A 25,026-nucleotide genomic window follows, 5' to 3' on the forward strand; every position below is an offset into this window, starting at 1 on the left:
AGCGGTTTATTGGCTAGTTTTTGCCACATTGCTTTCCAAGGTGTCGACAATATGCTGGGTCAATCAGAAGCTCCGATAATGGCGTCGGACGAATCCCAAACGATGTCCGAGAACGTCTTCCGACGCATCCAGGCCGCCATCGTCAAGGGTGAGATCGCTCCCGGCAGCAAGATTTCCGAGCCGGAACTGGCCCGCACCTACGGCATCAGCCGTGGCCCGCTGCGCGAGGCGATCCACCGCCTCGAAGGCCAGCGCCTGCTGGTGCGCGTGCCCCATGTGGGCGCCCGGGTCGTGTCCTTGAGCCACGCCGAGCTGGTTGAACTGTATGAAATCCGCGAGTCCCTGGAAGGCATGGCCTGTCGCCTGGCCGCCGAGCGCATGACCGACGCGGAAATCGAAGAATTGCGCCAGGTGTTGCACACCCACGAGCGCGACGCCGCGTTCCAGGCGGGTGTCGGCTACTACCAGCAGGAAGGCGACTTCGATTTTCATTACCGGATCATTCAAGGTGCGGGTAACCGCACCCTCACCCAAATGCTCTGCGGCGAGCTGTACCAACTGGTGCGCATGTACCGCATCCAGTTCTCCGCCACCCCCAATCGTCCACGCCAGGCCTTTGCCGAGCATCACCGCATTCTTGATGCGATTGCCGATCGCGACGGTGAACTGGCCGAGTTGTTGATGCGCCGGCATATCGGTGCTTCCAAACGCAATATTGCCCGTCATTTCCCAGGCGGCGCCCCTGATAGAGGTGAGTCATGAGTTCGAACAACAAAAGCACCCCCGGCCAGCGTTTCCGTGACGCAGTCGCCAGCGAGCACCCCTTGCAGGTGGTCGGTGCGATCAACGCCAACCATGCGCTGCTGGCCAAGCGCGCCGGCTTCAAGGCGATCTACCTGTCGGGTGGCGGCGTGGCGGCCGGTTCCCTCGGCGTGCCGGACCTGGGCATCACCGGCCTGGATGACGTACTCACCGACGTGCGCCGTATCACCGACGTCTGTGACCTGCCGCTGCTGGTGGACGTGGACACCGGCTTCGGCTCCTCGGCGTTCAACGTCGCGCGCACGGTCAAATCAATGATCAAGTTCGGCGCCGCCGCCATCCATATCGAAGACCAGGTCGGCGCCAAGCGCTGCGGCCATCGTCCTAACAAAGAGATCGTGTCCCAGCAGGAAATGGTCGACCGCATCAAGGCCGCCGTGGACGCGCGCACCGATGATAGCTTCGTGATCATGGCGCGCACCGACGCGTTGGCCGTGGAAGGCCTGGAGTCTGCCCTGGAGCGTGCCGCCGCCTGCATCGAGGCCGGCGCCGACATGGTGTTCCCGGAAGCCATCACTGAACTGGAAATGTACAAACTGTTCGCCGCCCGTGTGAAGGCGCCGATCCTGGCCAACATCACCGAGTTCGGCGCGACGCCGCTGTACACCACCGAACAGTTGAAATCTGCCGATGTTTCCATCGTGCTGTACCCGCTGTCGGCCTTCCGCGCCATGAACAAGGCAGCCGAGAACGTCTACACCGCGATCCGTTGCGACGGCACTCAACAGAACGTGATCGACACCATGCAAACCCGCATGGAGCTTTACGATCGCATCGACTACCACACCTTCGAGCAGAAGCTTGACGCGCTGTTCGCCGCGAAAAAGTGACGAACACGCCTCCCTGAATAACGACAAAATTGGAGAAAAACCATGGCTGAAGCAAAAGTACTGAGTGGTGCCGGCCTGCGTGGCCAGGTCGCCGGGCAGACCGCACTGTCCACCGTGGGCCAGGCTGGTGCCGGCTTGACATACCGTGGCTACGACGTGCGCGAACTGGCTGCCGATGCACAGTTTGAAGAGGTCGCTTATCTGCTGCTGTACGGCGAACTGCCGACCCAGGCCGAACTGGCCGCCTACAGCGCCAGGCTGAGCACGCTGCGTGACCTGCCGCAAGCGCTGAAAGAAGTGCTCGAACGCATCCCCGCCGACGCCCACCCGATGGACGTGATGCGCACCGGTTGCTCCTTCCTCGGTAACATCGAGCCGGAAAAAGACTTCAGCGTGCAACGCGACGTGACCGACCGCCTGCTTGCCGCGTTCCCGGCGATCATGTGCTACTGGTACCGCTTCAGCCATGACGGCAAGCGCATCGACTGCGTGACCGACGAGCCGAGTATCGGCGGCCACTTCCTGCACCTGCTGCATGGCAAGAAGCCGAGCGAGCTGCATGAGAAGGTCATGAATGTGTCGTTGATCCTCTACGCCGAGCACGAGTTCAACGCCTCGACCTTCACCGCGCGGGTGTGTGCCTCGACCCTGTCCGACCTGTACTCCTGCATCACCGCCGCCATCGGCTCCCTGCGCGGCCCGCTGCACGGCGGCGCCAACGAAGCGGCGATGGAAATGATCGAGCGTTTCGGTTCGGCAGAGGAAGCCGTCGAAGGCACCCTCGGCATGCTGGCTCGCAAGGACAAGATCATGGGCTTCGGCCACGCGATCTACAAAGACAACGACCCGCGTAATGAAGTGATCAAGGGCTGGTCGAAAAAGCTCGCCGACGAAGTGGGCGACACCGTGCTGTTCCCGGTCTCCGAAGCCATCGACAAGACCATGTGGGAGCAGAAGAAACTGTTCCCCAACGCCGATTTCTACCATGCCTCGGCGTACCACTTCATGGGCATCCCGACCAAGCTGTTCACGCCGATCTTCGTCTGCTCGCGGCTTACCGGCTGGGCCGCGCATGTGTTCGAACAGCGCGCCAACAATCGCATCATCCGTCCAAGCGCCGAGTACATCGGCGTTGAACAGCGCAAGTTCGTGCCAATCGAACGTCGCTGAATGGGAACACCGACGATCCCGAAGTGGAAACCGGACCAAGTGTGGGAGGGGGCTTGCCCCCGATGGCGGTTTATCAGTTGCCATAGGTGTTGAATGACACACCGCTATCGGGGGCAAGCCCCCTCCCACATTTGAATCGCATTTCAATTCCGGATCGGCCCAGGTCTTCCTTTTGCAATCACCGTGACCGAGTCCTGACGATGAACACTGAATTTCGCAAACCGCTCCCCGGCAGCCGCCTGGATTACTTCGACGCCCGCGCGGCCGTCGATGCAATCAGCCCCGGCGCCTATGCCACGTTGCCCTACACCTCTCGTGTGCTTGCCGAGAACCTGGTGCGCCGCTGCGACCCGGCCACCCTCAACGCATCTCTGAGCCAGTTGATCGAACGCAAACGCGACCTCGACTTCCCCTGGTTCCCGGCCCGCGTGGTGTGCCACGACATTCTTGGCCAGACCGCGCTGGTCGACCTCGCCGGCCTGCGTGATGCCATCGCCCTGCAAGGCGGCGACCCGGCCCAGGTCAACCCGGTGGTCCCCACCCAGTTGATCGTCGATCACTCCCTGGCTGTCGAAGCCGGTGGTTTCGACCCGGACGCGTTCGAGAAAAACCGCGCCATCGAAGACCGTCGCAACGAAGACCGCTTCCACTTTATCGAGTGGACCAAAAAGGCCTTCAAGAATGTCGACGTGATCCCGCCGGGCAACGGCATCATGCACCAGATCAACCTGGAGAAAATGTCCCCGGTGATCCAGGTACGTGAGGGTGTGGCCTTCCCGGATACCTGCGTCGGCACCGACAGCCATACCCCCCACGTCGATGCCTTGGGCGTGATCGCCATTGGTGTCGGCGGCCTTGAAGCCGAAAGCGTCATGCTTGGCCGCGCCTCGTGGATGCGCCTGCCGGAAAGCGTCGGTGTCGAATTGACCGGCCAGTTGCTGCCGGGCATCACCGCCACTGATATGGTGCTGGCCCTGACCGAGTTCCTGCGCCAACAGAAAGTGGTCGGCGCCTGGCTGGAATTCTTCGGTGAGGGCGCGTCCAAACTGACCCTCGGCGACCGCGCGACCATCTCCAACATGGCCCCGGAATACGGCGCCACGGCGGCCATGTTTTATATCGACCAGCAGACCATCGCCTACCTGAAACTCACCGGCCGCGAAGACGAGCAAGTCGCCCTGGTCGAGCAATACGCCCGCCACACCGGCCTGTGGGCAGACGATCTCAAAGGCGCGCAATACGAGCGTGGCCTCACCTTCGACCTGTCCAGCGTGGTGCGCAACATGGCTGGCCCGAGCAACCCGCACGCCCGCGTCGCCACCCGCGACCTGGCCGCCAAGGGCATCTCCGGCCAGTGGGATGAAGTGCCGGGGCAAATGCCCGACGGCGCGGTGATCATCGCCGCCATCACCAGTTGCACCAACACCAGTAACCCGCGCAACGTGATCGCCGCCGGGCTGCTGGCGCGCAACGCCAACAGGCTTGGGCTGACGCGCAAACCTTGGGTCAAGTCGTCCCTGGCGCCGGGTTCGAAAACCGTGGCCATGTATCTGGAAGACGCCGGCCTGGGCCATGAGCTGGAAAAGCTCGGCTTTGGCGTGGTGGCGTTTGCCTGCACCACCTGTAACGGTATGTCCGGCGCGCTCGACCCGGCGATCCAGCAAGAGATCATCGACCGCGACCTGTACGCCACCGCCGTGCTCTCGGGCAACCGCAACTTCGACGGGCGTATCCACCCGTACGCCAAGCAGGCGTTCCTGGCTTCGCCGCCGCTGGTGGTGGCCTATGCGATTGCCGGCACCATCCGTTTCGACATCGAGAAGGACGTGCTCGGCCTGGACGCCGACGGCAAGGAAATCCGCCTGCAGGACATCTGGCCGAGCGACGAAGAGATCGACGCGGTGGTCAAGGCCTCGGTCAAGCCGGAGCAGTTTCGCGCGGTGTATATCCCGATGTTCGCGATCCACGAAGACACCGGCCCGAAAGTCGCGCCGCTGTACGACTGGCGCCCGCAGAGCACCTATATCCGCCGCCCACCGTACTGGGAAGGCGCGCTGGCCGGTGCGCGGCCGCTCAAGGGCATGCGCCCGCTGGCGGTGCTGCCGGACAACATCACCACCGATCACCTGTCGCCGTCCAACGCGATCATGCTCGACAGCGCCGCCGGCGAATACCTGGCGAAAATGGGCCTGCCGGAAGTCGACTTCAACTCCTACGCCACCCACCGTGGCGACCACCTGACCGCCCAGCGCGCGACGTTCGCCAACCCGAAGCTGTTCAACGAAATGGTGCGGGAGAACGGCAAGGTCAAGCAGGGCTCCCTGGCGCGGATCGAGCCGGAAGGCCAGGTCACGCGGATGTGGGAAGCCATCGAAACCTACATGGAGCGCAAGCAGCCGCTGATCATCATTGCCGGCGCCGACTACGGCCAGGGCTCGTCCCGCGACTGGGCCGCCAAGGGCGTGCGCCTGGCGGGTGTGGAAGCGATTGCCGCCGAGGGTTTCGAGCGCATCCACCGCACCAACCTGGTGGGCATGGGCGTGCTGCCCCTGGAGTTCCTGCCGGGCACCGACCGTCACACCTTGCAGATTGATGGCAGCGAAACCTACGACGTGATCGGCCAACGCACCCCGCGTGCGCAGTTGACGCTGGTGATCAATCGCAAGGATGGCGAACGTGTCGAGGTGCCGGTGACGTGCCGCCTGGACACCGCCGAAGAAGTGTCGATCTACGAGGCGGGCGGCGTGTTGCAACGTTTTGCCCAGGATTTCCTGGAATCGGCGACCACCGCCTGAAGAGGATGACCATGGCACACGCAGCGCAAATCAAGATCCCCGCCACCTATATGCGTGGCGGCACCAGCAAGGGCGTATTTTTCCGCCTCCAGGACCTGCCCGAGTCGGCGCAGGTGCCGGGAGCGGCGCGGGATGCCTTGCTGCTACGGGTGATCGGCAGCCCCGATCCCTACGACAAGCAAATCGACGGCATGGGCGGCGCCACATCGAGCACCAGCAAAACCGTGATCCTCGCCAAAAGCACCCGCGCCGATCATGACGTCGACTATCTGTTTGGCCAGGTCTCCATCGACAAGCCCTTTGTCGACTGGAGTGGCAACTGCGGCAACCTGTCGGCGGCGGTGGGTTCGTTCGCCATCAGCGCCGGGCTGGTCGATGCGGCCCGCGTGCCCCATAGCGGCGTGGCCGTGGTGCGGGTGTGGCAGGCCAATATCGGCAAGACCATCATCGCCCACGTGCCGATCACCGACGGGGCGGTGCAGGAAACCGGCGACTTCGAGCTGGACGGCGTGACCTTCCCGGCGGCCGAAGTGCAGCTGGAATTCATGGACCCGGCGGCGGAAGAAGAGGGCGGCGGCGGCTCGATGTTCCCCACCGGCAACCTGGTCGACGACCTGGAAGTGCCCGGCGTCGGCACCTTCAAGGCCACGCTGATCAACGCCGGCATCCCGACGATTTTCATCAACGCCGAAGACCTCGGCTACACCGGCACCGAGCTGCAAGGCGCGATCAACAGCGACCCCAAGGCCCTGGCGATGTTCGAGACCGTACGGGCCTATGGCGCGTTGCGCATGGGGCTGATCAAGCACCTCGACGAAGCGGCCCAGCGCCAGCACACGCCGAAGGTGGCGTTTGTGGCCAAGCCTGCCGACTACGTAGCGTCCAGTGGCAAGGCGATCAAGGCCGGCGATGTGGATTTGCTGGTGCGCGCCCTCTCCATGGGCAAGCTGCACCACGCGATGATGGGCACGGCGGCGGTGGCGATCGGCACGGCGGCGGCGATTTCGGGGACCTTGGTCAACCTCGCAGCGGGCGGTATTGAACGTAATGCCGTGCGCTTCGGGCATCCCTCCGGCACCTTGCGCGTGGGGGCTGAAGCCACCCAGTTGAACGGTGAATGGGTGGTGAAGAAAGCCATCATGAGCCGCAGTGCACGGGTGTTGATGGAAGGTTTCGTCCGCGTACCCGGCGACGCCTTCTAAAACCCTGCACAGATCCAATGTGGGAGGAGGCTTTTTGTAGGAGCGAGCTTGCTCGCGAAAAACTCACAGGCGCCGCGTTCATTCAGGAAGCACGCGTTATCGTTGACGTTTTTCGTGAGCAAGCTCGCTCCTACAGGAGGCGATGTGAACTGGCATTAGGGTAAGCCCCTCCCACAGAGGATTTCTATTCCTAAAGGCAGGCATCCAAGATCTGCTTCCAGTAACCGTTAGCCCGAGGATTGACCCCACCCATTTTTGGAGATCTGCCATGAGCACCAACGTCGACCAGAACAACCGCCCCGACTACGACCAGGTTTTGCAGGACATCGCCGACTATGTCCTCAACTACCGGATCGAGTCCCAGGCCGCCTTGGACACCGCCCGCAACTGCCTGATGGACACCCTCGGTTGCGGCCTGCTGGCCCTGCGTTTTCCCGAGTGCACCAAGCACCTGGGGCCGATGGTTGAAGGCACGGTGGTACCGTTTGGCGCGCGGGTGCCGGGCACCTCGTTTCGCCTGGACCCGGTCAAGGCGGCCTGGGACATTGGCTGCATCGTGCGCTGGCTCGACTACAACGACACTTGGCTCGCCGCCGAGTGGGGGCATCCCTCGGATAACCTCGGCGGCATCCTTGCCGTGGCGGATCACCTGTCGCAACAGCGCGTGGCCAATGGCGACGCACCGCTGACCGTGCGCGCGGTGCTGGATGCGATGATCATGGCCCACGAAATCCAGGGTGTGATTGCCCTGGAAAACTCGTTCAACCGTGTCGGCCTCGACCATGTGCTGTTGGTGAAAGTCGCCTCCACGGCGGTCACCGCCCAGCTGATGGGCGCCAACCGCGAACAGCTGCTGTCGGCACTGTCTCACGCCTTCGTCGATGGCCAGGCCTTGCGCACTTACCGGCATGCGCCGAATGCCGGCTCGCGCAAATCCTGGGCGGCGGGGGATGCGTCGAGTCGCGGCGTACGCCTGGCGGACATCGCCCTGCGCGGCGAAATGGGCATCCCCGGTGTGCTGAGCGCGCCGCAATGGGGCTTCTACGACGTGCTGTTCAGCCACACCAACAAAGACCTGGCGCTCAAGCCCGAGGACAAGCGTGCGTTCAGCCTGTCCCAGCCGTATGGCACCTACGTGATGGAAAACGTGCTGTTCAAGATCAGCTTCCCCGCCGAGTTCCACGCGCAGACCGCCTGTGAAGCCGCGGTGACCTTGCATCCGTTGGTCAAGGATCGCCTGCACGACGTCGAGCGCATCGTGATCACCACCCATGAGTCGGCGATTCGCATCATCTCCAAGGTCGGGCCACTGGCCAACGCCGCCGACCGCGACCATTGCCTGCAATACATGACCGCCGTGCCCCTGGCATTCGGCAATCTGGTGGCCGAGCACTACGAGGATGCATTCCACGCCGCTCACCCGATCATTGATCAGTTGCGCGACAAGATGGTCATCGTCGAAGACCCACGCTACAGCCGTGAATACCTGGAAGCCGACAAGCGTTCCATCGCCAATGCCGTGCAGGTGTTCTTCAAGGATGGCTCCAGCACCGAGCAAGTGGCGGTGGAATACCCGATCGGCCATCGCCGTCGTCGAGTGGAGGGCATTGCGTTGCTGGAAGACAAGTTCAAGGCCAACCTGGCCACGCGCTTTACCGCCCAGCGCAGTGCCGAGATCTTTGCGTTGTGCACGGACCAGGCGAAGCTCGAGGCCACGCCGGTCAACCGCTTCGTGGACCTGTTCGTCATCTAGCAGGCGCCGCAAAGCAAAAATGTGGGAGAGGCAAGCCCCCTCCCACAGTTGTTGCGTTCACTCAAACCGCAGGATCACTCGGCGGTTGTGCTTGCTCTTCTTCTCGATCTTCTCGCAGAACACCCGGCCGATTTCCTCGGTGTTGAGCACATGGGTACCGCCGCACGGCTGGATATCGATCCCGCCGATTTCAATCACCCGTACCGAGCCCTGGATCACCGGCGGCGCAACCGCCTGGGTGCGGGTGATCTGCAGCAGGGTGGCGTACTCCGAAGCCGGCATCGACAGGGTCTTCACCTCGTGGGCCTGTTCGATCAGCGCATTGAGGTCACGGGTGATGCTGTCCTTGTCGAGGGTCATTTCCGGCAGGTCGAAATCCAGGCGGCCTTTGTCGGCACTGATGCTGCAACCGGTCACCGGTGCGTCGATGAGCGAGCACAGCAGGTGCAGGCAGGTGTGCATTTTCATGTGCTGGTAGCGCCGCTCCCAATCCAGGCCGGCGTCCACCAGCACGCCGGCGATCAACTGCTCCGGGCAGTGTTCCACCTGGTGCCAGATGATCGAACGCAGCACCGGGTCGCGCACCGTGCCGGTCACGTCGACCCGGGTACCGTCCGCCAGGGTCAGGTGGCCGGTATCGCCGGGTTGGCCGCCGCCGGTGGGGTAGAACAGGGTGTGCTCCAGGGCGATGCCGTGTTCGCTGACGGCAATCACCCGGGCGCTGAATGCGTTCTGGTAGGGCGCGCTGTCAAACAGCGCCAGGGTTTCCATGGTGTGCACGGACATGTTCAACCTCCGACGATCAGTGGGCTGGCTTGCAGCAGGTGGCGCACCATCGCGCTCAAGCCAGGGGGGGAGAGCAGGGTGATTTCGAATTCCGGCCCGCAGACTTTCAGGTTCAGCGGCAGGCGCGGCAGGTAGTTGCCGGATTCGAGGCGGTGCAGCCTGAATTGCAGGTGGTGACGTTCCTTCACCGTTGGTTCCAGCATCAGGCCTTGCAACGGATGAAAGTCGGCGTCCAGCACCGTGACCTTGTGGCTGGCATTGACCTCGCCGACCACGTGCAGGCGCTCATCCAGGGCGAAGGCCCCGAGGTAGTTGCTGTGGTCCGATTCATCGTTTTTTTGCAGTTGGATCTGGTTCACCACCTTCACCTTGGTGCCGGCGGGTACGTCCTGGGTGATCACACAGGAGGGGCTGATAAACACGTTGTCGCCGATCAGCACATAGCCCAGCACCCGGGCCCCGGAGCCGACCTCGACGTTGTTGCCCAGGCGCGGATGGCGCTTGCCATCGGGATTGTTGGCGATGCCGCGGGCACCCAGGGTTACGCCGCAGAGGATGTAGCAGTCGTTGCCGATCTCGCAGGTCTCGCCGATTACCGTGCCGTAGCCGTGGTCGAGCACAAAGCGCCGGCCGATACGCGCCGCCGGGTGGATTTCGGCCCCGGACAGGACCTTGCCCTGGTTGCTCAGCTTGAGGGCGATGCGTGAAAACACGCCGTTGGTCTGGTCGGGGAAATTCCACACCAGGTGCGCAAGCCGGTAATAGAGCACCGCCTTGAACGACGCGTAGGACTCCAGGATCAGTTCGCCGCGCCCACGGGATGCCGGGTCGCGATAGGCATAGGCGATCAGGTCTTCGGCCACCGCCTGGGCGGCATTCTGGATCAGTGGCGCGAGGTGCGGCTCCAGCTGTTTCATCTGCATGGGGGTGAGGGTTTTGATGAGCTGGGTGAGCAACTCATCGTGCAACTGTTGCATGTCGATAAAGCCGCCCATGGAGGCACCCCCGCATTCTGGCTGGTTGGAAGACCCGTTATTCGAAACTGGGCAGGTAGCTGTCGGCATTGTCGTAGACCATGGTCAACACCACCGTTTCGGGCGGCAATTCGGGGGCGAGCCTGGCAATGGCCACCATGTTGGCGGCGGAGGACAGGCCCAGGCTGATGGCATCGGTGCGCATGATGCGTTTGATCATGTCGATGCAGTCCTGGCGCGAGACCTTGAGCATGCCGTCGATCACATCCAGGTTGAGGATGCTCGGGATCAGGCCGATCGACAGGCCCTGGATATGATGCGGCGCGTGCTGGTTCTTCAGCAGGTCGCATTCTTCGGGCTCCACGCCCATCACGCGCAGGGCTGGCCAGGCGGCCTTGAGGGTTTCGCCGATACCGGTGATATGGCCGCCGGTGCCGATGCCGCTGACAAAATAATCCACGCGGCGATCACCGAAGGCGCGGAGGATTTCCGGCGCTGTGGTGTCACGGTGGGTTTGCGGGTTGGCGCCGTTGCGTTGCTGGTTGAGCATCACGTAGCTGGGGTTTTCCAGCTGCAACTCCATGCATTTTTCACCGTGGGAATTGTTGCCGAGGCGGCTGTCGGAGAGCACCACCTTGGCGCCGTACAGGCGCAGCAGCTTCTGTTTTTCGGGGCTGTAGTTGTCCGGGATCACCAGCACCACCTTGTAGCCCAGCACGTTGCCGGCCATCACCAGGCCGATACCGGTATTGCCACCGCTGGGTTCGATGATGGTTTGCCCGGAGTCACGGATCAGCACGCCGCGCCGCTCGGCGTCGAGGATCATGCCCAGGGCGATGCGCGCCTTGTGGCTGCCCCCCGGGTTGAGGGATTCGAGCTTGGCGTAGACCTCGATGCCGAGGTCTTCGGAAAACTGCGCCAGGCGGACGATCGGCGTATGGCCGATGGCGTCGAGGATAGAGTTATGCAACATCGGTCAGCCCCCGGGTCAGTACAACGGCATGTCGGGTTCGACGTCGCGAACCCAGTGTTTCATGCCGCCTTGCAGGACTTTGGTGTTGGCGAAACCCGCCGCCAACAGGGTGCTGGCCGCTTGCTCGGCGCGGGTGCCGGCGTAGCAGATCAGGTAATGGGTGTTGTCGCGGCTGAGACGCCCGAGCTGGCCATCCAGCTCGGCCAGGGGGATATGCACCACCCCCGGTAATTTGCACACCTCCAGTTCGCTGGCGTCGCGCACATCCAGCAGGACGTCGGCGCTGCTGGGGTGTTCGAGTACCTGCTTGAGTACGCGCGGCTTGATGTAGCGCTCTTCGGCCAGGGACGGTTGGCTGGGCACGGCGTCCGCACAGACGGCTGGCGCCAGGGTTTCGCTGGGGCGCAGGTCGGAGCAGCACGGGCAGTCGGCACGGCGCTTGAAACGGATTTCGCTGAACTTCATCGCCAGTGCATCGAAGCGCATCAGGCGGCCGGACAGGGGCTCGCCAATGCCGATCAACAGTTTGATCGCCTCGGTGGCCTGGATCATCCCGACTACCCCGGGAAGCACGCCGATCACCCCTCCGGCGCTGCAATTGGGTGCCAGTTCCGCGGGCGGTGCGCTGGGGAACAGGCAGCGGTAGCACGGCCCGCCTTGGTAGTTGAGCACGCTGATCTGCCCGTCGAAGCGGTAGATGGCGCCGTACACCAGGGGTTTGCCCAGTTGCACGCAGGCGTCGTTGACCAGGTAGCGGGTGTCGAAATTGTCGGTGCCGTCGATGACCAGGTCATAGGCGCCCACCAGTTCCAGGGCGTTGTCGGCGTTCAGGGCGGTGTCGTGGGCGTTGATCTGGATATGGCGGTTGAGGTCCTGCAAGCGCTGCTTGGCCGAGTCGACCTTGGGCATGCCCAGGGTGCTGTTGCCGTGGACGACCTGGCGTTGCAGGTTGCTGCTTTCCACCACGTCGAAATCCACCAGCCCCAGGGTACCGACGCCGGCCGCTGCCAGGTACAGGCTGATGGGCGAGCCCAGGCCGCCGGTGCCGATAATCAGGACCTTGGCTTTCTTGAGGTTCAACTGGCCTTCGCGGCCGACGCCGGGCAGGGTGATATGGCGCACATAACGTTGCACTTCCTCGTTGCTGAGGCTGTCGACGTCCATACCGCCGGAGGTGGCGAGCAGCACTTCGATGCGGGCTTTTTCCGGCAGCCGGTCATCGGCGCCAATCAGCTCTTCCTCGGCGGTGAACAGGAAGTGTTCCTTGAGCTGGTTGTTCTTTTCGTGAAACAGATGGGCGCGCAACTGCGGGTGGCTGCTGCAGAGGTTTTCAATGACTTCGCGCAATGTCGATCCGGCGCCCTCGAGGGTCGATTCCGGCAGCTTGGCCACACGAACCAGAATGTCGGGGAAAGAGACAGCGTTCATGGACAACTCCGTGTGCAGGTCGTTGAAGGGGTTAAGGGTGAAATGCTCGCCATCCCAGGCAAACAGTTTTGAACCCAGGGCCTGGCCCTGGCGAACGTCGACCACCAGGTAACTGACGGGGTAGATCGGCTCGCCCATGAACAGGGCCTTGTCCTGGTCTTCATCGCTGAAATAGGCGCCGACATCCGGGTGGGAGTGGTAGATCACCACCACCGGGTTGTCGCTGCGAAACGCCTTGTTCATCAGCAGGGTGTCGGCCACCGAGAAGGTGTAGCCATTGGCCGCGCTGCGCGGGTACATCTCGGGGTTTTTGCGGTGCAGTTCGTTCTGGATGTTGCTGCCCAGGTACACGCTGCCGTCGGCGAAGACAAAGCCGCAGCATTCCTCGGGGTAGCTGCGGCTGGCGTGGGCGTAGATCTGTTCCAGGGCTTTTGGGCGGAGGACGTCCATGTTTCTCTCGCGTTGATGGCGGGTCAATTTTTCTTGGCCAGGAGTTTTTCAATGGGCAACTTGGTGATCGCAAAGCCGGCCAGCAGGATGGCCGAATACAGCATCAGGTCGCGGGAAATCGCCACGCCTTCGTACCAGGCGCCGATGATCACCGCGAACACCGGGAAGATGATGAACACGAACGACAGGATGATCGGGCTCAAGCGCTTGAGCAGCATGAAATACACGATGAACCCACCCACCGAGGCCACCAGCCCCAGGTAGAACAGCGCGCTCCAGGAGCGCAGGGTGATGGCTTCGAAGGTCGGCGTCTCAAACCATAACCCCGCCACGAACAGCATCAGCCCGGCAATGCCGATGGGCAGCGTGTTGTAGGTGATCACGCTGATGGCGCTGCCTTTTTGCTTGGTGATGACGTAGCACAAGGCGTGCATGATCGCGGCCGCCAGGATCGCCAGTACCCCCAGGAACTCGGCGTGGTCCAGGTGCAGGCCCTGGCTCCTGATGATCATGTAGAGGCTGCCGAAGCCGATACCGATGCCGACCACCTGGGAAAAGTAGATGCGCTCGCGCAGGAACAACGCGGAGAAAATCAGGATGAATACCGGCATGCAACTGAACAGCAGGGCGGTAAGACCGGATGACACATGCATCTCGCCGTAGTTGAGCAGGTAGTACGGCACGCTGAAGTAGGACAGGGTCACGAATACGAAAAACCAGCGACTCTCGCGGGGAAACAGGATGGGCTCGCGGCGCACCTTGGCAAAACACAGGAACAGCGGGAAGGCGATCAGGAAGCGCAGACCGGCGGACGTCAGCGGCGGCACACTCTCCACGGCGATCTTGATCCCCAGCCACGTGGTGCCCCAGCTCAGGCACACGATCAGGAACATCACGCTGGTCACCAGCCCGGCCAGCCACTGCTTTTGCGTTTTGGTTTTGGCGTTGTTTTCGAGAACGGCGGACATTGGCATCGTTTATTGCTTCCCTGAGCCTGAATTGAACTCTATATTGAACTTGTAATGAGTTATGAAATTCGGCGATTGAACCCGTAAAAGCACACTATTAGGGCGAAAGATGGCTGTCAAAACAAATATTGACATGGTGTCAATTATGCGTGAGGGGTTGTCCAACGGGCAGGGCGTGAAGTACAAGCGCCTGTCCGATGTCATGGAACGGGGCATCCTCGAAGGCTTGATTGAGCCGGGACGAAAACTGCCGCCTCATCGGGTGCTTTCCGACAATCTGGGGGTGACCATCGGCACCATCAGCCGGGCCTACGGTGAGCTGGAGCGTCTGGGTTTGGTGGTAGCGCGAGTGGGTGACGGCACTTTCGTCCGCAAGCGTGGGATGGAGCGCCAGCGTGATGAAGGCTTTCGTAACTTCAGCGAGGAGCCGCGCCAGTACTTCGACATGAGCCGCAACATGCATATCCCGGGTCAGGAAACCACCTTCCTGGCACAGAGCTTCCAAACCCTGTCGACCAACGCCAAGTTCCTCCAGGACATCAGCGCCTACACCCCGGATGCCGGCCTGCCGCGTTATCGCGACGCGGGCGCGCAGTGGCTGGTGCAGCGTGATTTTCATCCGATCCCCGAGCAGGTGATCTGCGTCAACGGCGGCCAGCATGGACTGCTGTGCGCGATGATGGCCCTGCTGCGCGCCGGCGATACGGTGGTCACCGAACAATTGACTTATCCGGGGCTGATCACCGCCGCACGCATGCTGGGTATCCGCCTGATCGGCCTGGAGATGGACGAAGAAGGCGTGCTGCCGAGCGCGCTGGATGAAGTCTGTCGTAATCACCGGGTTTCAGCGCTGTATTGCACGCCGACCATCCAGAACCCGACCACGGCGGTGTTATCCGTGGCGCGCCGCGAAGCCTTGGTGAAGGTGTGCCGGGAACATAATCTGCTGATTCTTGAGGACGAAGCCCACGGCGTATTGGTTGAAGACCGTCCACCGCCCCTCAGCCATTTCGCCCCCGAACGTACGATTTTGATCAGCAGCCTGAGCAAGGCCGTGTCTGCCGGGCTGCGTGTGGGCTATGTGCATGCGCCCCCGGCGCTGGTCAGCCGTATCTCGGCGGCCTTGCGCTCCACCTGCTGGATGGCCACGCCGGTGACCCTGGAACTGGCGACGCAGTGGATCGAAAACGGCACGGCGGAATACCTGCTGCGCCAACAGATCAACGAGATCAGCCGCCGCAAGACCCTGGTGCAGGACTTGTTGGCCGGCCTGGCGTACCGCACCCACCTGAACAGCCCGCACTTCTGGATCGAAGTGCCGGAGCCCTGGCGCGCGTCGGAAATCGAGGCGGAGCTCAAGCAGAATAATTACCTGATCGCCACCGCCGAGGCGTTTGCCGTAGGGCAGACGGCGGTGCCGCAGTTCATTCGGGCGAGTATCTGCAATACGTCGGGAGATGATCAGTTGTTGCGGGCGGGGTTTGATGCGTTGGCGACGGCGTTGGGGCAAGGGGGAGGGCGGTTTCACCTATAGCGAGTGGACGTCGATGCTGTGAGCAGGCTCGTTGTGAGCGGGCTTGTCGAATCGTCGCACCGCCCGCGCTGGGCTGCGAAGCAGCCCCAATCAAGATAAATGCGGTGTGTCAGCCAGTTCTCGGTGACTGGTTTAGGGCTGCTGCGCAGCCCAGCGCGGGGCAAGCCCGCTCGCCACAGTAAAACAGTGTCTCAAGGCATTATTTGAAGCGCCGCTCCACACCTTTTTCCACCAGAATCTTCGCCGAAATCTCTTCCACCGAAAAATGCGTGGAATTGATGTGCGCAATATTCTCGCGACGGAACAGATTTTCTACTTCGCGCACTTCGAACTCGCACTGGGCATAACTGGAGTAGCGGCTGTTGGGCTTGCGCTCGTTGCGGATGGCGGTGAGACGGTCCGGGTCGATGGTCAGGCCGAACAGCTTGTGCGAATGGGCGCGCAGCGCGGCGGGCAGCGTCAGGTGCTCCATGTCGTCTTCGGTCAGCGGGTAGTTGGCCGCACGGATGCCGAACTGCATGGCCATGTACAGGCAGGTGGGCGTTTTGCCGCAGCGCGACACGCCGACCAGGATCAGGTCGGCCTTGTCGTAGTAGTGGGTGCGGGCGCCGTCGTCGTTGTCGAGGGCGAAGTTCACCGCCTCGATACGCTCCATATAATTGGAGTTATGCCCAATGGAATGGGACTTTCCGACCGAATAGGAGGAGTGTTCGCTCAATTCCTGCTCCAGCGGCGCCAGGAACGTCGAGAAAATGTCGATCATGAAACCATTCGACGTTGCGAGAATCTCACGGATGTCTTGATTGACGATGGTGTCGAAAATGATCGGCCGAAAGCCGTCTTTTTCAGCCGCTAGATTGATTTGTTGTACCATGGCCCGCGCTTTATCCACGCTGTCGATATAGGGCCGCGTGAATTTGGCGAAGGTATTGTTTTCGAACTGCGCGAGCAGGCTCTGACCCAGGGTTTCGGCGGTAATGCCGGTGCCGTCGGAGATAAAGAAAGCAGATCGTTTCATTTGAGCCCTGGGCCTTAAGCTGATGACGAATCTTGGATATGATAGGCGCGATTTTGCCGTCCCATAGTGGGCCGCATTCTCACTTATTTTCCAGGTCCAGGCCACAAACGCAGGTAATCGCTCCTACGAGCAGCCGGCGTCCTGAGCTTTTCCAACACAGTTAGTGGAGAGATCACCTTGGTAGAGTACGTAGTTTCCCTCGATAAGCTCGGCGTCCATGATGTAGAGCACGTAGGGGGCAAGAACGCATCCCTCGGCGAGATGATCAGTAATCTTGCAGGCGCAGGTGTGTCGGTGCCGGGTGGTTTCGCCACCACGGCCCAGGCCTACCGCGATTTCCTCGAACTGAGCGGCCTCAACGCTCAGATCCACGCCGCGCTGGATGCCCTGGACGTCGATGACGTCAACGCCCTGGCCAAAACCGGCGCCCAGATCCGCCAATGGATCATGGAAGCCGAGTTCCCCGAGAAGCTCAACGAAGAAATCCGCACCGCCTTCGCCACCCTGTCGGCCGGCAACCCGGACATGGCCGTCGCCGTGCGCTCCTCGGCCACTGCCGAAGACCTGCCTGACGCCTCCTTCGCCGGCCAGCAAGAGACTTTCCTTAACATCCGCGGCGTGGAAAACGTGATCCGCGCCGCCAAGGAAGTGTTTGCCTCGCTGTTCAACGACCGCGCCATTTCCTACCGTGTGCACCAGGGTTTCGACCACAAGCTGGTGGCCCTGTCTGCCGGTGTGCAGCGCATGGTGCGTTCGGAAACCGGCACCGCCGGCGTGATGTTCACCCTCGACACCGAGTCGGGCTTCCGTGACGTGGTGTTTATCACCGGCGCCTACGGCCTGGGCGAAACCGTTGTACAAGGCGCGGTCAACCCCGACGAATTCTACGTGCACAAGCACACCCTTGAAGCCGGCCGTCCGGCCATCCTGCGCCGCAACCTGGGCAGCAAGGCCATCAAGATGATCTACGGCGACGAGGCCAAGGCCGGTCGTTCGGTGAAAACCGTGGACGTCGACAAGGCCGAGCGCGCGCGCTTCTGCCTGAGCGACGCGGAAGTCAGCGAGTTGGCCAAGCAAGCGATGATCATCGAAAAGCACTACAAGTGCCCGATGGACATCGAATGGGCCAAGGACGGTGACGACGGCAAGCTGTACATCGTGCAGGCCCGCCCGGAAACCGTGAAGAGCCGTACCTCGGCCAACGTCATGGAACGCTACCTGCTGAAAGAAACCGGCACCGTGCTGGTGGAAGGCCGTGCCATCGGCCAGCGCATCGGCGCCGGCAAGGTGCGGATCATCAAGGATGTGTCCGAGATGGACAAAGTCCAGCCTGGCGACGTACTGGTTTCCGACATGACCGACCCGGACTGGGAACCGGTGATGAAGCGTGCCAGCGCTATCGTGACCAACCGTGGCGGGCGTACCTGCCATGCGGCGATCATCGCCCGTGAGCTGGGGATTCCTGCGGTGGTCGGTTGCGGCAACGCCACCCAACTGCTCAAGGACGGCCAGGGCGTGACCGTGTCCTGTGCCGAAGGCGACACCGGCTTCATCTTTGAAGGCGAGCTGGGCTTCGACATCAAGCAAAACTCCATCGACGCCATGCCCGACCTGCCGTTCAAGATCATGATGAACGTCGGCAACCCGGACCGTGCCTTCGACTTCGCGCAGTTGCCGAATGCCGGTGTGGGCCTGGCCCGCCTGGAGTTCATCATCAACCGCATGATCGGCGTGCACCCCAAGGCCCTGTTGAACTACGACGGCCTGCCGCTGGACATCAAGGAAAGCGTGGACAAGCGCATCGCCGGCTACGACGACCCGGTGGGCTTCTACGTCGAGAAGCTGGTGGAAGGCATCAGCACCCTGGCGGCGGCGTTCTACCCGAAAAAGGTCATCGTGCGCCTGTCGGACTTCAAGTCCAACGAATACGCCAACCTGATCGGCGGCAAGCTCTACGAGCCCGAAGAAGAAAACCCGATGCTGGGCTTCCGTGGCGCCTCGCGCTACATCAGCGAAGCGTTCCGTGACTGCTTCGAGCTTGAATGCCGCGCCCTCAAGCGTGTGCGCAACGAGATGGGCCTGACCAACGTCGAGATCATGGTGCCGTTCGTGCGCACCCTGGGCGAAGCGAGCCAGGTCGTCGACCTGCTGGCCGAAAATGGCCTGTCCCGCGGCGAAAACGGCCTGCGCGTGATCATGATGTGCGAACTGCCGTCCAACGCCATCCTCGCCGAAGAGTTCCTGGAGTTCTTCGACGGTTTCTCCATCGGTTCCAACGACCTGACCCAGCTCACCCTGGGCCTGGACCGCGATTCCGGGATCATCGCCCACCTTTTCGACGAGCGTAACCCTGCGGTCAAGAAGCTGCTGGCCAATGCCATCCAGGCGTGCAACAAGGCCGGCAAGTACATCGGTATCTGCGGCCAGGGCCCTTCCGATCACCCGGACCTGGCCAAATGGCTGATGGAGCAGGGTATCGAAAGCGTCTCGCTGAACCCTGACTCCGTGCTGGAAACCTGGTTCTTCCTGGCGGAAGGCCAAGCGTCCGCCTGAGGTCGCCATGTCAAAAGTGCCGGTCCCCCGTCAGGGTGACCGGCATTCTTATCTGTACAGGGCGGAATCCTTGCGGACGTCGCCCTTTTTTGTGCAAGAGCATTATGCAAAGCAGCAGCAACCTGTTTCCTGTCGCCCTGATCAGCGCTGAGCGTCGTGGCGACCTGAGTGAAGACGTGTATCGCCTCAAGCCCGGTAACAGCCCCGACGGTACCGTCGAGCTGGCGGTGACCCGTTTGGGCCTGGCCGATGTCCCGGAAAACCGGGGCATCCCGGTTATTTTGTTGCACGGCAGTTTTTCCAACCGGCGTTTCTGGTATTCGCCCAAGGGGATCGGCCTGGGCGCCTACCTGGCCCGCCAGGGGTTCGATGTGTGGATCCCGGAAATGCGCGGTCATGGGCTGTCCCGGCGCAACCAGGACTACGCCAGCAACCGCGTCGCCGACTACGCGCGTTACGATCTGCCGGCCATTGGTGCCTTTGTGCGTGAGCAAAGTGCGCAGATTCCCCATTGGATGGGGCATTCTCTCGGCGCTACAACCCTGGCGGCGGCCCTGGGTGGGCAGTACCTTGGCGCGCCGGCAGTGGCCTCGGTGGCACTGTTTGGCTGTCAGGTCAGTCGCAGCCACTGGCCCTTGAAACTTCCTCCAGTGGAGTGGACCGGCCGTCTGCTGTTGAAGCGCTTCGGCGCAGTGTCCGGCTCGCGGCTCAAGCGGGGCCCGGAGGACGAACCGGCCGGCGTGCTGATCGAAGCCATGCGCTGGAATGGCCTGTTCGGTCGCTTTGGCGAGGGTAAGCGCGATTGGTGGAAAGGCCTGGCGGACGTCGATGTGCCGCTGCTGGCCGTCAGCGCGGCGGGCGACCGGCAGGATCCGGACTGGGCGTGCCGTAAGCTGTTCGAGCAGATCGGCTCCGAGCACCGTCAGTACCTGTGCCTGGGGCGCCAGCAAGGGTTTAGCGGTGATTTCGGACATGTGGAAATGCTCGTCAGCAAGGCCGCCCAGGCCGAGGTCTGGCCGCTGGTTGAGCAATGGTTGAACGACCCGCTGACACCTTTATTGGCTGCCAAGCCCGAGGCATTGGTCGTAGTTTGACCCAGGGCTCTGCCAAGGGCGTTTCGCTCGTGTGTGGTTGCGGCTAATATATGACGCGTTAAACGCTTCTGGTCATATTCAGTCGCGCAGTGGTTATTGCGTTGCGATGAAGCGAATGGGATGTTGCGCACCGGCTCCGGCTGGTGCTTCTTTCGAAAGACACTTCTTTGGCGGAAAGGAATTTTTCAATGAACCATTACGTGACCCCCGACCTGTGCGACGCCTACCCGGACCTGGTGCAGGTAGTCGAGCCGATGTTCAGCAACTTCGGTGGCCGAGATTCCTTCGGCGGCGAGATTGTCACCATCAAATGTTTCGAAGATAACTCCCTCGTCAAGGAGCAGGCCGACCAGCCGGGCGCCGGCAAGGTGCTGGTGGTCGACGGTGGTGGTTCCCTGCGCCGCGCGCTGCTGGGCGACATGATCGCCGAGAAAGCCGCGAAGAACGGTTGGGAAGGGTTGGTGATCTATGGCTGCATCCGTGACGTCGATGTGATCGCCCAGACCGACCTTGGGGTACAGGCGCTGGCCAGTCATCCGATGAAAACCGATAAGCGCGGCATCGGCGACCTGAACGTCGTGGTGACATTTGCGGGTGTGACGTTCCGCCCGGGTGAGTACATCTACGCCGACAATAATGGCGTGATCGTCTCGCCAAGCCCGCTGCAGATGCCTGAATAAACCGCAATAACCGACAGGGGTGAGGATGTTCGAGGAAGAAAACGCGCAGTGGGGGCTGGTGCATGCCCTGGTGCTGGACGGTAAAGGCGGTGCGCGTTCGATTGCCCGGACTGAGCTCGACGACTTGCAACTGCAGCCCCAGGAAAGCCTGTGGCTGCACTGGGATCGCAGCCATCCCCAGACCCAGACCTGGCTGCGCAAATCCAGTGGCTTGAGCGAATTCGCCTGTGACCTGCTGCTGGAGGAGAACACCCGCCCACGCCTGTTGCCGCTGCCGGATGCCGAGTTGCTGCTGTTCCTGCGCGGGGTCAACCTCAACCCGGGGGCCGAGCCGGAAGACATGGTCTCGGTACGTATCTTCGCTGCCGCCAGCCGCGTGATCTCCCTGCGTCTGCGCCCGTTGCGCGCCACCGATGAACTGCTGGTGCAGTTGGCGGATGGCAAGGGGCCGAAAACCGCTTCGGAGCTCATCCTTTATATGGCGCAGTACCTGACCAACAAGGTCCAGGATCTGGTCACGGATTTGTCGGAAATCGTCGATGCGGAGGAAGAAAAACTCGATACCGACGAACGGTATACACCTGAACATGGCAGTGTTTTGCAGATCCGTCGCCGAGCGGCCGGGCTCAAGCGTTTCCTGTCGCCGCAGCGGGATATTTTTGCCCAGCTCACGCGGATAAAATTGCCGTGGTTCTGTGACGACGATGCCGACTACTGGAACGAATTGAACAACAGCCTGACCCGCTACCTGGAAGAGCTCGAATTGACCCGGGAGCGCGTGGGGCTTGTGCTTGAGGCCGAAGACCGGCGCTTGAGCGTGCGCATGAACCGCACCATGTACCGCTTCGGGATCATCACGGGAATCTTCCTGCCGATGAGTTTCCTGACCGGTTTGCTGGGTATAAATGTGGGGGGGATACCGTTCTCCGCCAGTCCCTACGGATTCGTGATTGCATGCCTGTTGATGGTCTCGGTGGCACTCGGACAATGGTGGCTGTTTCGACGATTGCGCTGGGTTTGAGCTGAATATGACCTGAACGTAGGAAGGGGCCTATGTGACCCCAGGAATTTTACCCTCGTCTTTTAAAACACTTGCGAGAGGTCTTTATGCACGATCCGTTCGAACAGTCTTTGCGTGACATGCTCAATGCCTCGCCGTCCAACCGTGACGACGATGCCTGCCTGGGCCGCGTATTGAAAACCGCTAACCGCCAGGTGGGCGCGGGTGACCTGTTCGGTCTGCTCGGCCGCTGGATGCCGGCGTTGATGATGGCCCTGAACAACGGTTCGGCCCACGTGTCGCCGGTTTCCCGTCGTAAACCTCTTGCTCGCACTGCTGATAAGGCTGATTGAATATGGAACTTGATCTCTGGACCCAGAGCCTGGTCACCGCGATGACCGCATTGTGGACCAAGGTGGCGAATTTCATCCCCAACCTGTTTGGTGCCCTGGTCCTGGTGTTGCTGGGCTTTGTCGTGGCCAAGCTGCTCGACACCCTGCTGTCCAAATTGCTCGCGAAACTGGGTCTTGACCGCCTGATGGCCGGCACTGGCCTTACCAAGCTGCTGGGCCGCGCCGGGTTGCAGGTGCCGATCTCCACGTTGATCGGCAAGATCGTCTATTGGTTTGTTTTGCTGATTTTTCTGGTTTCTGCGGCGCAATCCCTTGGACTTGAGCGAGTTTCAGCTACGCTCGACATGCTGGCGCTGTATTTGCCGAAGGTTTTCGGCGGCGCGCTGGTGCTTCTCGTAGGCGTTTTGCTTGCTCAACTGGCCAATGGGCTGGTGCGCGGCGCCGCTGAAGGTGTGGGGTTGGATTATGCCGCTGGCCTGGGGCGTATCGCCCAGGGGTTGGTGATCATCATCAGTATTTCGGTCGCGATCAGCCAGTTGGAGGTCAAGACTGACCTGCTCAACCACGTGATCGTCATCGTTTTGATTACCGTTGGTCTGGCCGTTGCGCTGGCCATGGGCTTGGGAAGCCGGGAAATTGCCGGCCAGATTCTCGCGGGAATCTATGTGCGTGAGTTGTATCAGGTTGGGCAACAGGTGCGTGTGGGCGAGGTCGAAGGGCAAATCGAGGAGATCGGCACAGTCAAGACGACGGTGCTGACCGATGACGGCGACCTGGTGTCGCTGTCCAATCGGATTCTCCTCGAGCAGCAGGTCAGTAGCCGCTAACCCGGTAAACCCTGCTAATGTACGCCGCCGCAAGCCCGGCTGACCGGGCTGTAGCGGACATTGACCTGACTGTCGGCACGACTTGTTTTGAATAAAGCCCAAACGCTGTCCACGCGCTATGACCCCCGTGAGCTCTCTGATGAGGAGTTGGTCGCGCGCGCACACACGGAGCTGTTTCACGTAACTCGCGCGTATGAAGAATTGATGCGCAGATATCAACGCACTCTGTTCAACGTTTGTTCAAGGTATTTAGGGAACGATAGAGATGCGGATGATGTCTGTCAGGAAGTGATGCTCAAGGTGCTGTACGGCCTGAAGAACTTCGAGGGCAAATCGAAGTTCAAGACGTGGCTGTACAGCATCACCTACAACGAGTGCATCACGCAGTATCGGAAGGAACGGCGAAAGCGTCGCTTGATGGACGCCTTGAGTCTGGACCCCCTTGAGGAGGCGTCTGAAGAAAAGGCGCCGGCACCCGAGGAGAAGGGCGGACTTGATCGCTGGCTGGTGTATGTGAACCCGATTGACCGGGAAATTCTGGTGCTACGATTTGTCGCAGAGCTGGAGTTCCAGGAAATCGCTGACATCATGCACATGGGTTTGAGTGCTACAAAAATGCGTTACAAGCGTGCTCTAGATAAATTACGTGAGAAATTTGCGGGCGAGACTGAAACTTAGTGCGTGGCAAATATCTCTTACGTGTAGGCAAGTTCTGTTAGACTTGTCGCCGAGTTGTCCCCCGGTTTGTGGGACTGCTTTACAATCACCAGATGGGGATTTAACGGATGAAACTGAAAAACACCTTGGGCTTGGCCATTGGTTCTCTTATTGCCGCTACTTCTTTCGGCGTTCTGGCACAAGGCCAAGGCGCAGTTGAAGGCGAGCTGTTCTACAAGAAGCAGTACAACGATAGCGTCAAGCACATCGAAGACGGCTTCAATCCTGGCGCTCGCATCGGTTACTTCCTGACCGACGACCTGTCCTTGAACCTGTCCTACGACAAGACCAACCACACCCGTTCGAACGACGGTACTGGTAACCAGAAGATCAAAGGCGATACCGGCAGCCTGGTTGCCCAGTATCACTTCGGTCAAGCTGGCGTAGACAGCCTGCGTCCATACGTAGAAGGCGGCTTCGGTCACCAGAGCCGTACCAACGTCCAGGCTGACGGCCACAGCGGTCGCGACCAAACTACCTTCGCTACCGTTGGTACTGGTGTGAAGTACTACTTCACCAACAACCTGTACGCTCGTGCCGGTGTTGAAGCTGACTACGGTCTGGACAACGGCAAGTGGGACTACTCCGCACTGGTTGGCCTGGGCGTGAACTTCGGCGGTAACGCTGGCGCAGCTGCTCCAGCTCCTACCCCAGCACCAGCTCCAGAGCCAACTCCAGAGCCAGAAGCTCCAGTTGCCCAGGTTGTTCGTGTTGAGCTGGACGTTAAGTTCGACTTCGACAAGGCCGTTGTTAAGCCTAACAGCTATGGCGACGTGAAAAACCTGGCCGACTTCATGGCTCAGTACCCAGCTACCAACGTAGAAGTTGCTGGTCACACTGACTCCGTAGGTCCAGACGCCTACAACCAGAAGCTGTCCCAGCGTCGTGCTGACGCTGTTAAGCAAGTCCTGGTTAAAGACGGCGTGGCTCCTAGCCGTGTAACTGCTGTAGGTTATGGCGAATCCCGCCCAGTTGCTGACAACGCAACTGAAGCTGGTCGTGCTGTTAACCGTCGCGTAGAAGCGTCGGTTGAAGCTACCGCTCAGTAATTACTGAGATGTAGAAGAAACCCGGCCTCGGCCGGGTTTTTTTTGCTTGG

21 protein-coding genes are annotated in these 25,026 nt (G+C 61.3%); 15 read left to right on the top strand and 6 right to left on the bottom strand.

All coding sequences use genetic code 11. The features are described 5' to 3' along the window. The first annotated feature begins 51 nt into the window (after positions 1-51). The 6 genes from Q8X51_RS00235 (at position 52) to prpD (ending at position 8,572) form a co-directional block, all read left to right on the top strand. On the top strand, positions 52-762 hold the full coding sequence (locus Q8X51_RS00235) for a GntR family transcriptional regulator (RefSeq protein ID WP_027603669.1): 711 nt from the start codon (positions 52-54) through the stop codon (positions 760-762). Beyond that, positions 759-1,652 carry a methylisocitrate lyase gene (prpB, locus tag Q8X51_RS00240; RefSeq protein ID WP_407693387.1) on the top strand — a complete coding sequence of 298 codons (894 nt, stop codon included), beginning with the start codon at positions 759-761 and terminating at the stop codon, positions 1,650-1,652. Before Q8X51_RS00235 ends, prpB begins: the two co-directional genes overlap by 4 nt. Before the next feature lie 42 nt (positions 1,653-1,694). After that, on the top strand, positions 1,695-2,822 hold the full coding sequence (gene prpC, locus Q8X51_RS00245; RefSeq protein WP_065924788.1) for a bifunctional 2-methylcitrate synthase/citrate synthase: 1,128 nt from the start codon (positions 1,695-1,697) through the stop codon (positions 2,820-2,822). Between the two features lie 200 nt (positions 2,823-3,022). Further along, positions 3,023-5,617, top strand: a complete 2,595-nt coding sequence (acnD, locus tag Q8X51_RS00250) for a Fe/S-dependent 2-methylisocitrate dehydratase AcnD (RefSeq protein WP_407693388.1) — start codon at positions 3,023-3,025, stop codon at positions 5,615-5,617. Between the two features lie 11 nt (positions 5,618-5,628). Continuing rightward, complete coding sequence (gene prpF, locus Q8X51_RS00255) at positions 5,629-6,819, top strand: 2-methylaconitate cis-trans isomerase PrpF (protein ID WP_315871589.1); 1,191 nt, start codon at positions 5,629-5,631, stop codon at positions 6,817-6,819. Positions 6,820-7,087: 268 nt separating this feature from the next. Then, positions 7,088-8,572, top strand: a complete 1,485-nt coding sequence (prpD, locus tag Q8X51_RS00260) for a 2-methylcitrate dehydratase (RefSeq protein WP_065924786.1) — start codon at positions 7,088-7,090, stop codon at positions 8,570-8,572. Between the two features lie 57 nt (positions 8,573-8,629). Here prpD and Q8X51_RS00265 read toward each other — a convergent pair whose 3' ends face one another. From Q8X51_RS00265 to Q8X51_RS00285, 5 genes are read right to left on the bottom strand one after another with little or no spacing between them, the layout of a single operon-like run. Continuing rightward, positions 8,630-9,358, bottom strand: coding sequence for an alanyl-tRNA editing protein (locus tag Q8X51_RS00265; protein WP_027603675.1), 729 nt, complete (start codon positions 9,356-9,358; stop codon positions 8,630-8,632). A 2-nt stretch (positions 9,359-9,360) separates the two neighbouring features. Then, complete coding sequence (locus tag Q8X51_RS00270) at positions 9,361-10,353, bottom strand: serine O-acetyltransferase (RefSeq protein WP_407693389.1); 993 nt, start codon at positions 10,351-10,353, stop codon at positions 9,361-9,363. A 37-nt stretch (positions 10,354-10,390) separates the two neighbouring features. Beyond that, positions 10,391-11,305 (bottom strand): PLP-dependent cysteine synthase family protein, encoded by a 915-nt coding sequence (locus Q8X51_RS00275; protein ID WP_323146266.1) that lies wholly within the window; start codon positions 11,303-11,305, stop codon positions 10,391-10,393. A 15-nt stretch (positions 11,306-11,320) separates the two neighbouring features. Then, entirely contained in the window at positions 11,321-13,183 is a 1,863-nt protein-coding gene (moeB, locus tag Q8X51_RS00280; protein ID WP_407693390.1) for a molybdopterin-synthase adenylyltransferase MoeB, read from the bottom strand. 23 nt (positions 13,184-13,206) lie between these two features. Then, on the bottom strand, positions 13,207-14,100 hold the full coding sequence (locus Q8X51_RS00285; RefSeq protein WP_161985727.1) for a DMT family transporter: 894 nt from the start codon (positions 14,098-14,100) through the stop codon (positions 13,207-13,209). Between the two features lie 160 nt (positions 14,101-14,260). On the opposite strand from Q8X51_RS00285, the gene Q8X51_RS00290 reads away from it, so the two are divergent. After that, the gene (locus Q8X51_RS00290) at positions 14,261-15,685 is read left to right on the top strand and encodes an aminotransferase-like domain-containing protein (RefSeq protein WP_027603680.1); all 1,425 of its coding nucleotides are present in this window, start codon (positions 14,261-14,263) and stop codon (positions 15,683-15,685) included. 199 nt (positions 15,686-15,884) lie between these two features. On the opposite strand, the gene ppsR is transcribed toward Q8X51_RS00290, so the two are convergent. Then, positions 15,885-16,703 carry a posphoenolpyruvate synthetase regulatory kinase/phosphorylase PpsR gene (gene ppsR / locus Q8X51_RS00295; RefSeq protein ID WP_027603681.1) on the bottom strand — a complete coding sequence of 273 codons (819 nt, stop codon included), beginning with the start codon at positions 16,701-16,703 and terminating at the stop codon, positions 15,885-15,887. A gap of 177 nt (positions 16,704-16,880) precedes the next feature. Between ppsR and ppsA the strand changes: the two genes are divergently transcribed. The 8 genes from ppsA (at position 16,881) to Q8X51_RS00335 (ending at position 24,976) form a co-directional block, all read left to right on the top strand. Further along, positions 16,881-19,256, top strand: a complete 2,376-nt coding sequence (ppsA, locus tag Q8X51_RS00300) for a phosphoenolpyruvate synthase (protein ID WP_065924780.1) — start codon at positions 16,881-16,883, stop codon at positions 19,254-19,256. Between the two features lie 104 nt (positions 19,257-19,360). Beyond that, positions 19,361-20,350 (top strand): alpha/beta fold hydrolase, encoded by a 990-nt coding sequence (locus Q8X51_RS00305; protein ID WP_065924779.1) that lies wholly within the window; start codon positions 19,361-19,363, stop codon positions 20,348-20,350. A 188-nt stretch (positions 20,351-20,538) separates the two neighbouring features. After that, the gene (gene rraA / locus Q8X51_RS00310; protein ID WP_027603684.1) at positions 20,539-21,030 is read left to right on the top strand and encodes a ribonuclease E activity regulator RraA; all 492 of its coding nucleotides are present in this window, start codon (positions 20,539-20,541) and stop codon (positions 21,028-21,030) included. A gap of 25 nt (positions 21,031-21,055) precedes the next feature. Then, positions 21,056-22,051, top strand: a complete 996-nt coding sequence (locus tag Q8X51_RS00315; RefSeq protein WP_027603685.1) for a zinc transporter ZntB — start codon at positions 21,056-21,058, stop codon at positions 22,049-22,051. Between the two features lie 86 nt (positions 22,052-22,137). Next, positions 22,138-22,383 carry a hypothetical protein gene (locus tag Q8X51_RS00320; protein ID WP_015885347.1) on the top strand — a complete coding sequence of 82 codons (246 nt, stop codon included), beginning with the start codon at positions 22,138-22,140 and terminating at the stop codon, positions 22,381-22,383. A 2-nt stretch (positions 22,384-22,385) separates the two neighbouring features. Further along, the gene (locus Q8X51_RS00325) at positions 22,386-23,210 is read left to right on the top strand and encodes a mechanosensitive ion channel family protein (RefSeq protein ID WP_003175519.1); all 825 of its coding nucleotides are present in this window, start codon (positions 22,386-22,388) and stop codon (positions 23,208-23,210) included. 87 nt (positions 23,211-23,297) lie between these two features. Continuing rightward, a complete protein-coding gene (sigX, locus tag Q8X51_RS00330; RefSeq protein ID WP_003175518.1) occupies positions 23,298-23,888 on the top strand; it encodes an RNA polymerase sigma factor SigX in 591 nt (196 codons plus the stop codon). 107 nt (positions 23,889-23,995) lie between these two features. Continuing rightward, positions 23,996-24,976: an OmpA family protein gene (locus Q8X51_RS00335; protein ID WP_065873888.1), complete on the top strand. Its 981-nt coding sequence runs from the start codon at positions 23,996-23,998 to the stop codon at positions 24,974-24,976. The last annotated feature ends 50 nt before the right edge of the window (positions 24,977-25,026 follow it).

This window comes from Pseudomonas sp. Yb2C2 (assembly GCF_052112325.1).
Classification (GTDB): domain Bacteria; phylum Pseudomonadota; class Gammaproteobacteria; order Pseudomonadales; family Pseudomonadaceae; genus Aquipseudomonas; species Aquipseudomonas marginalis.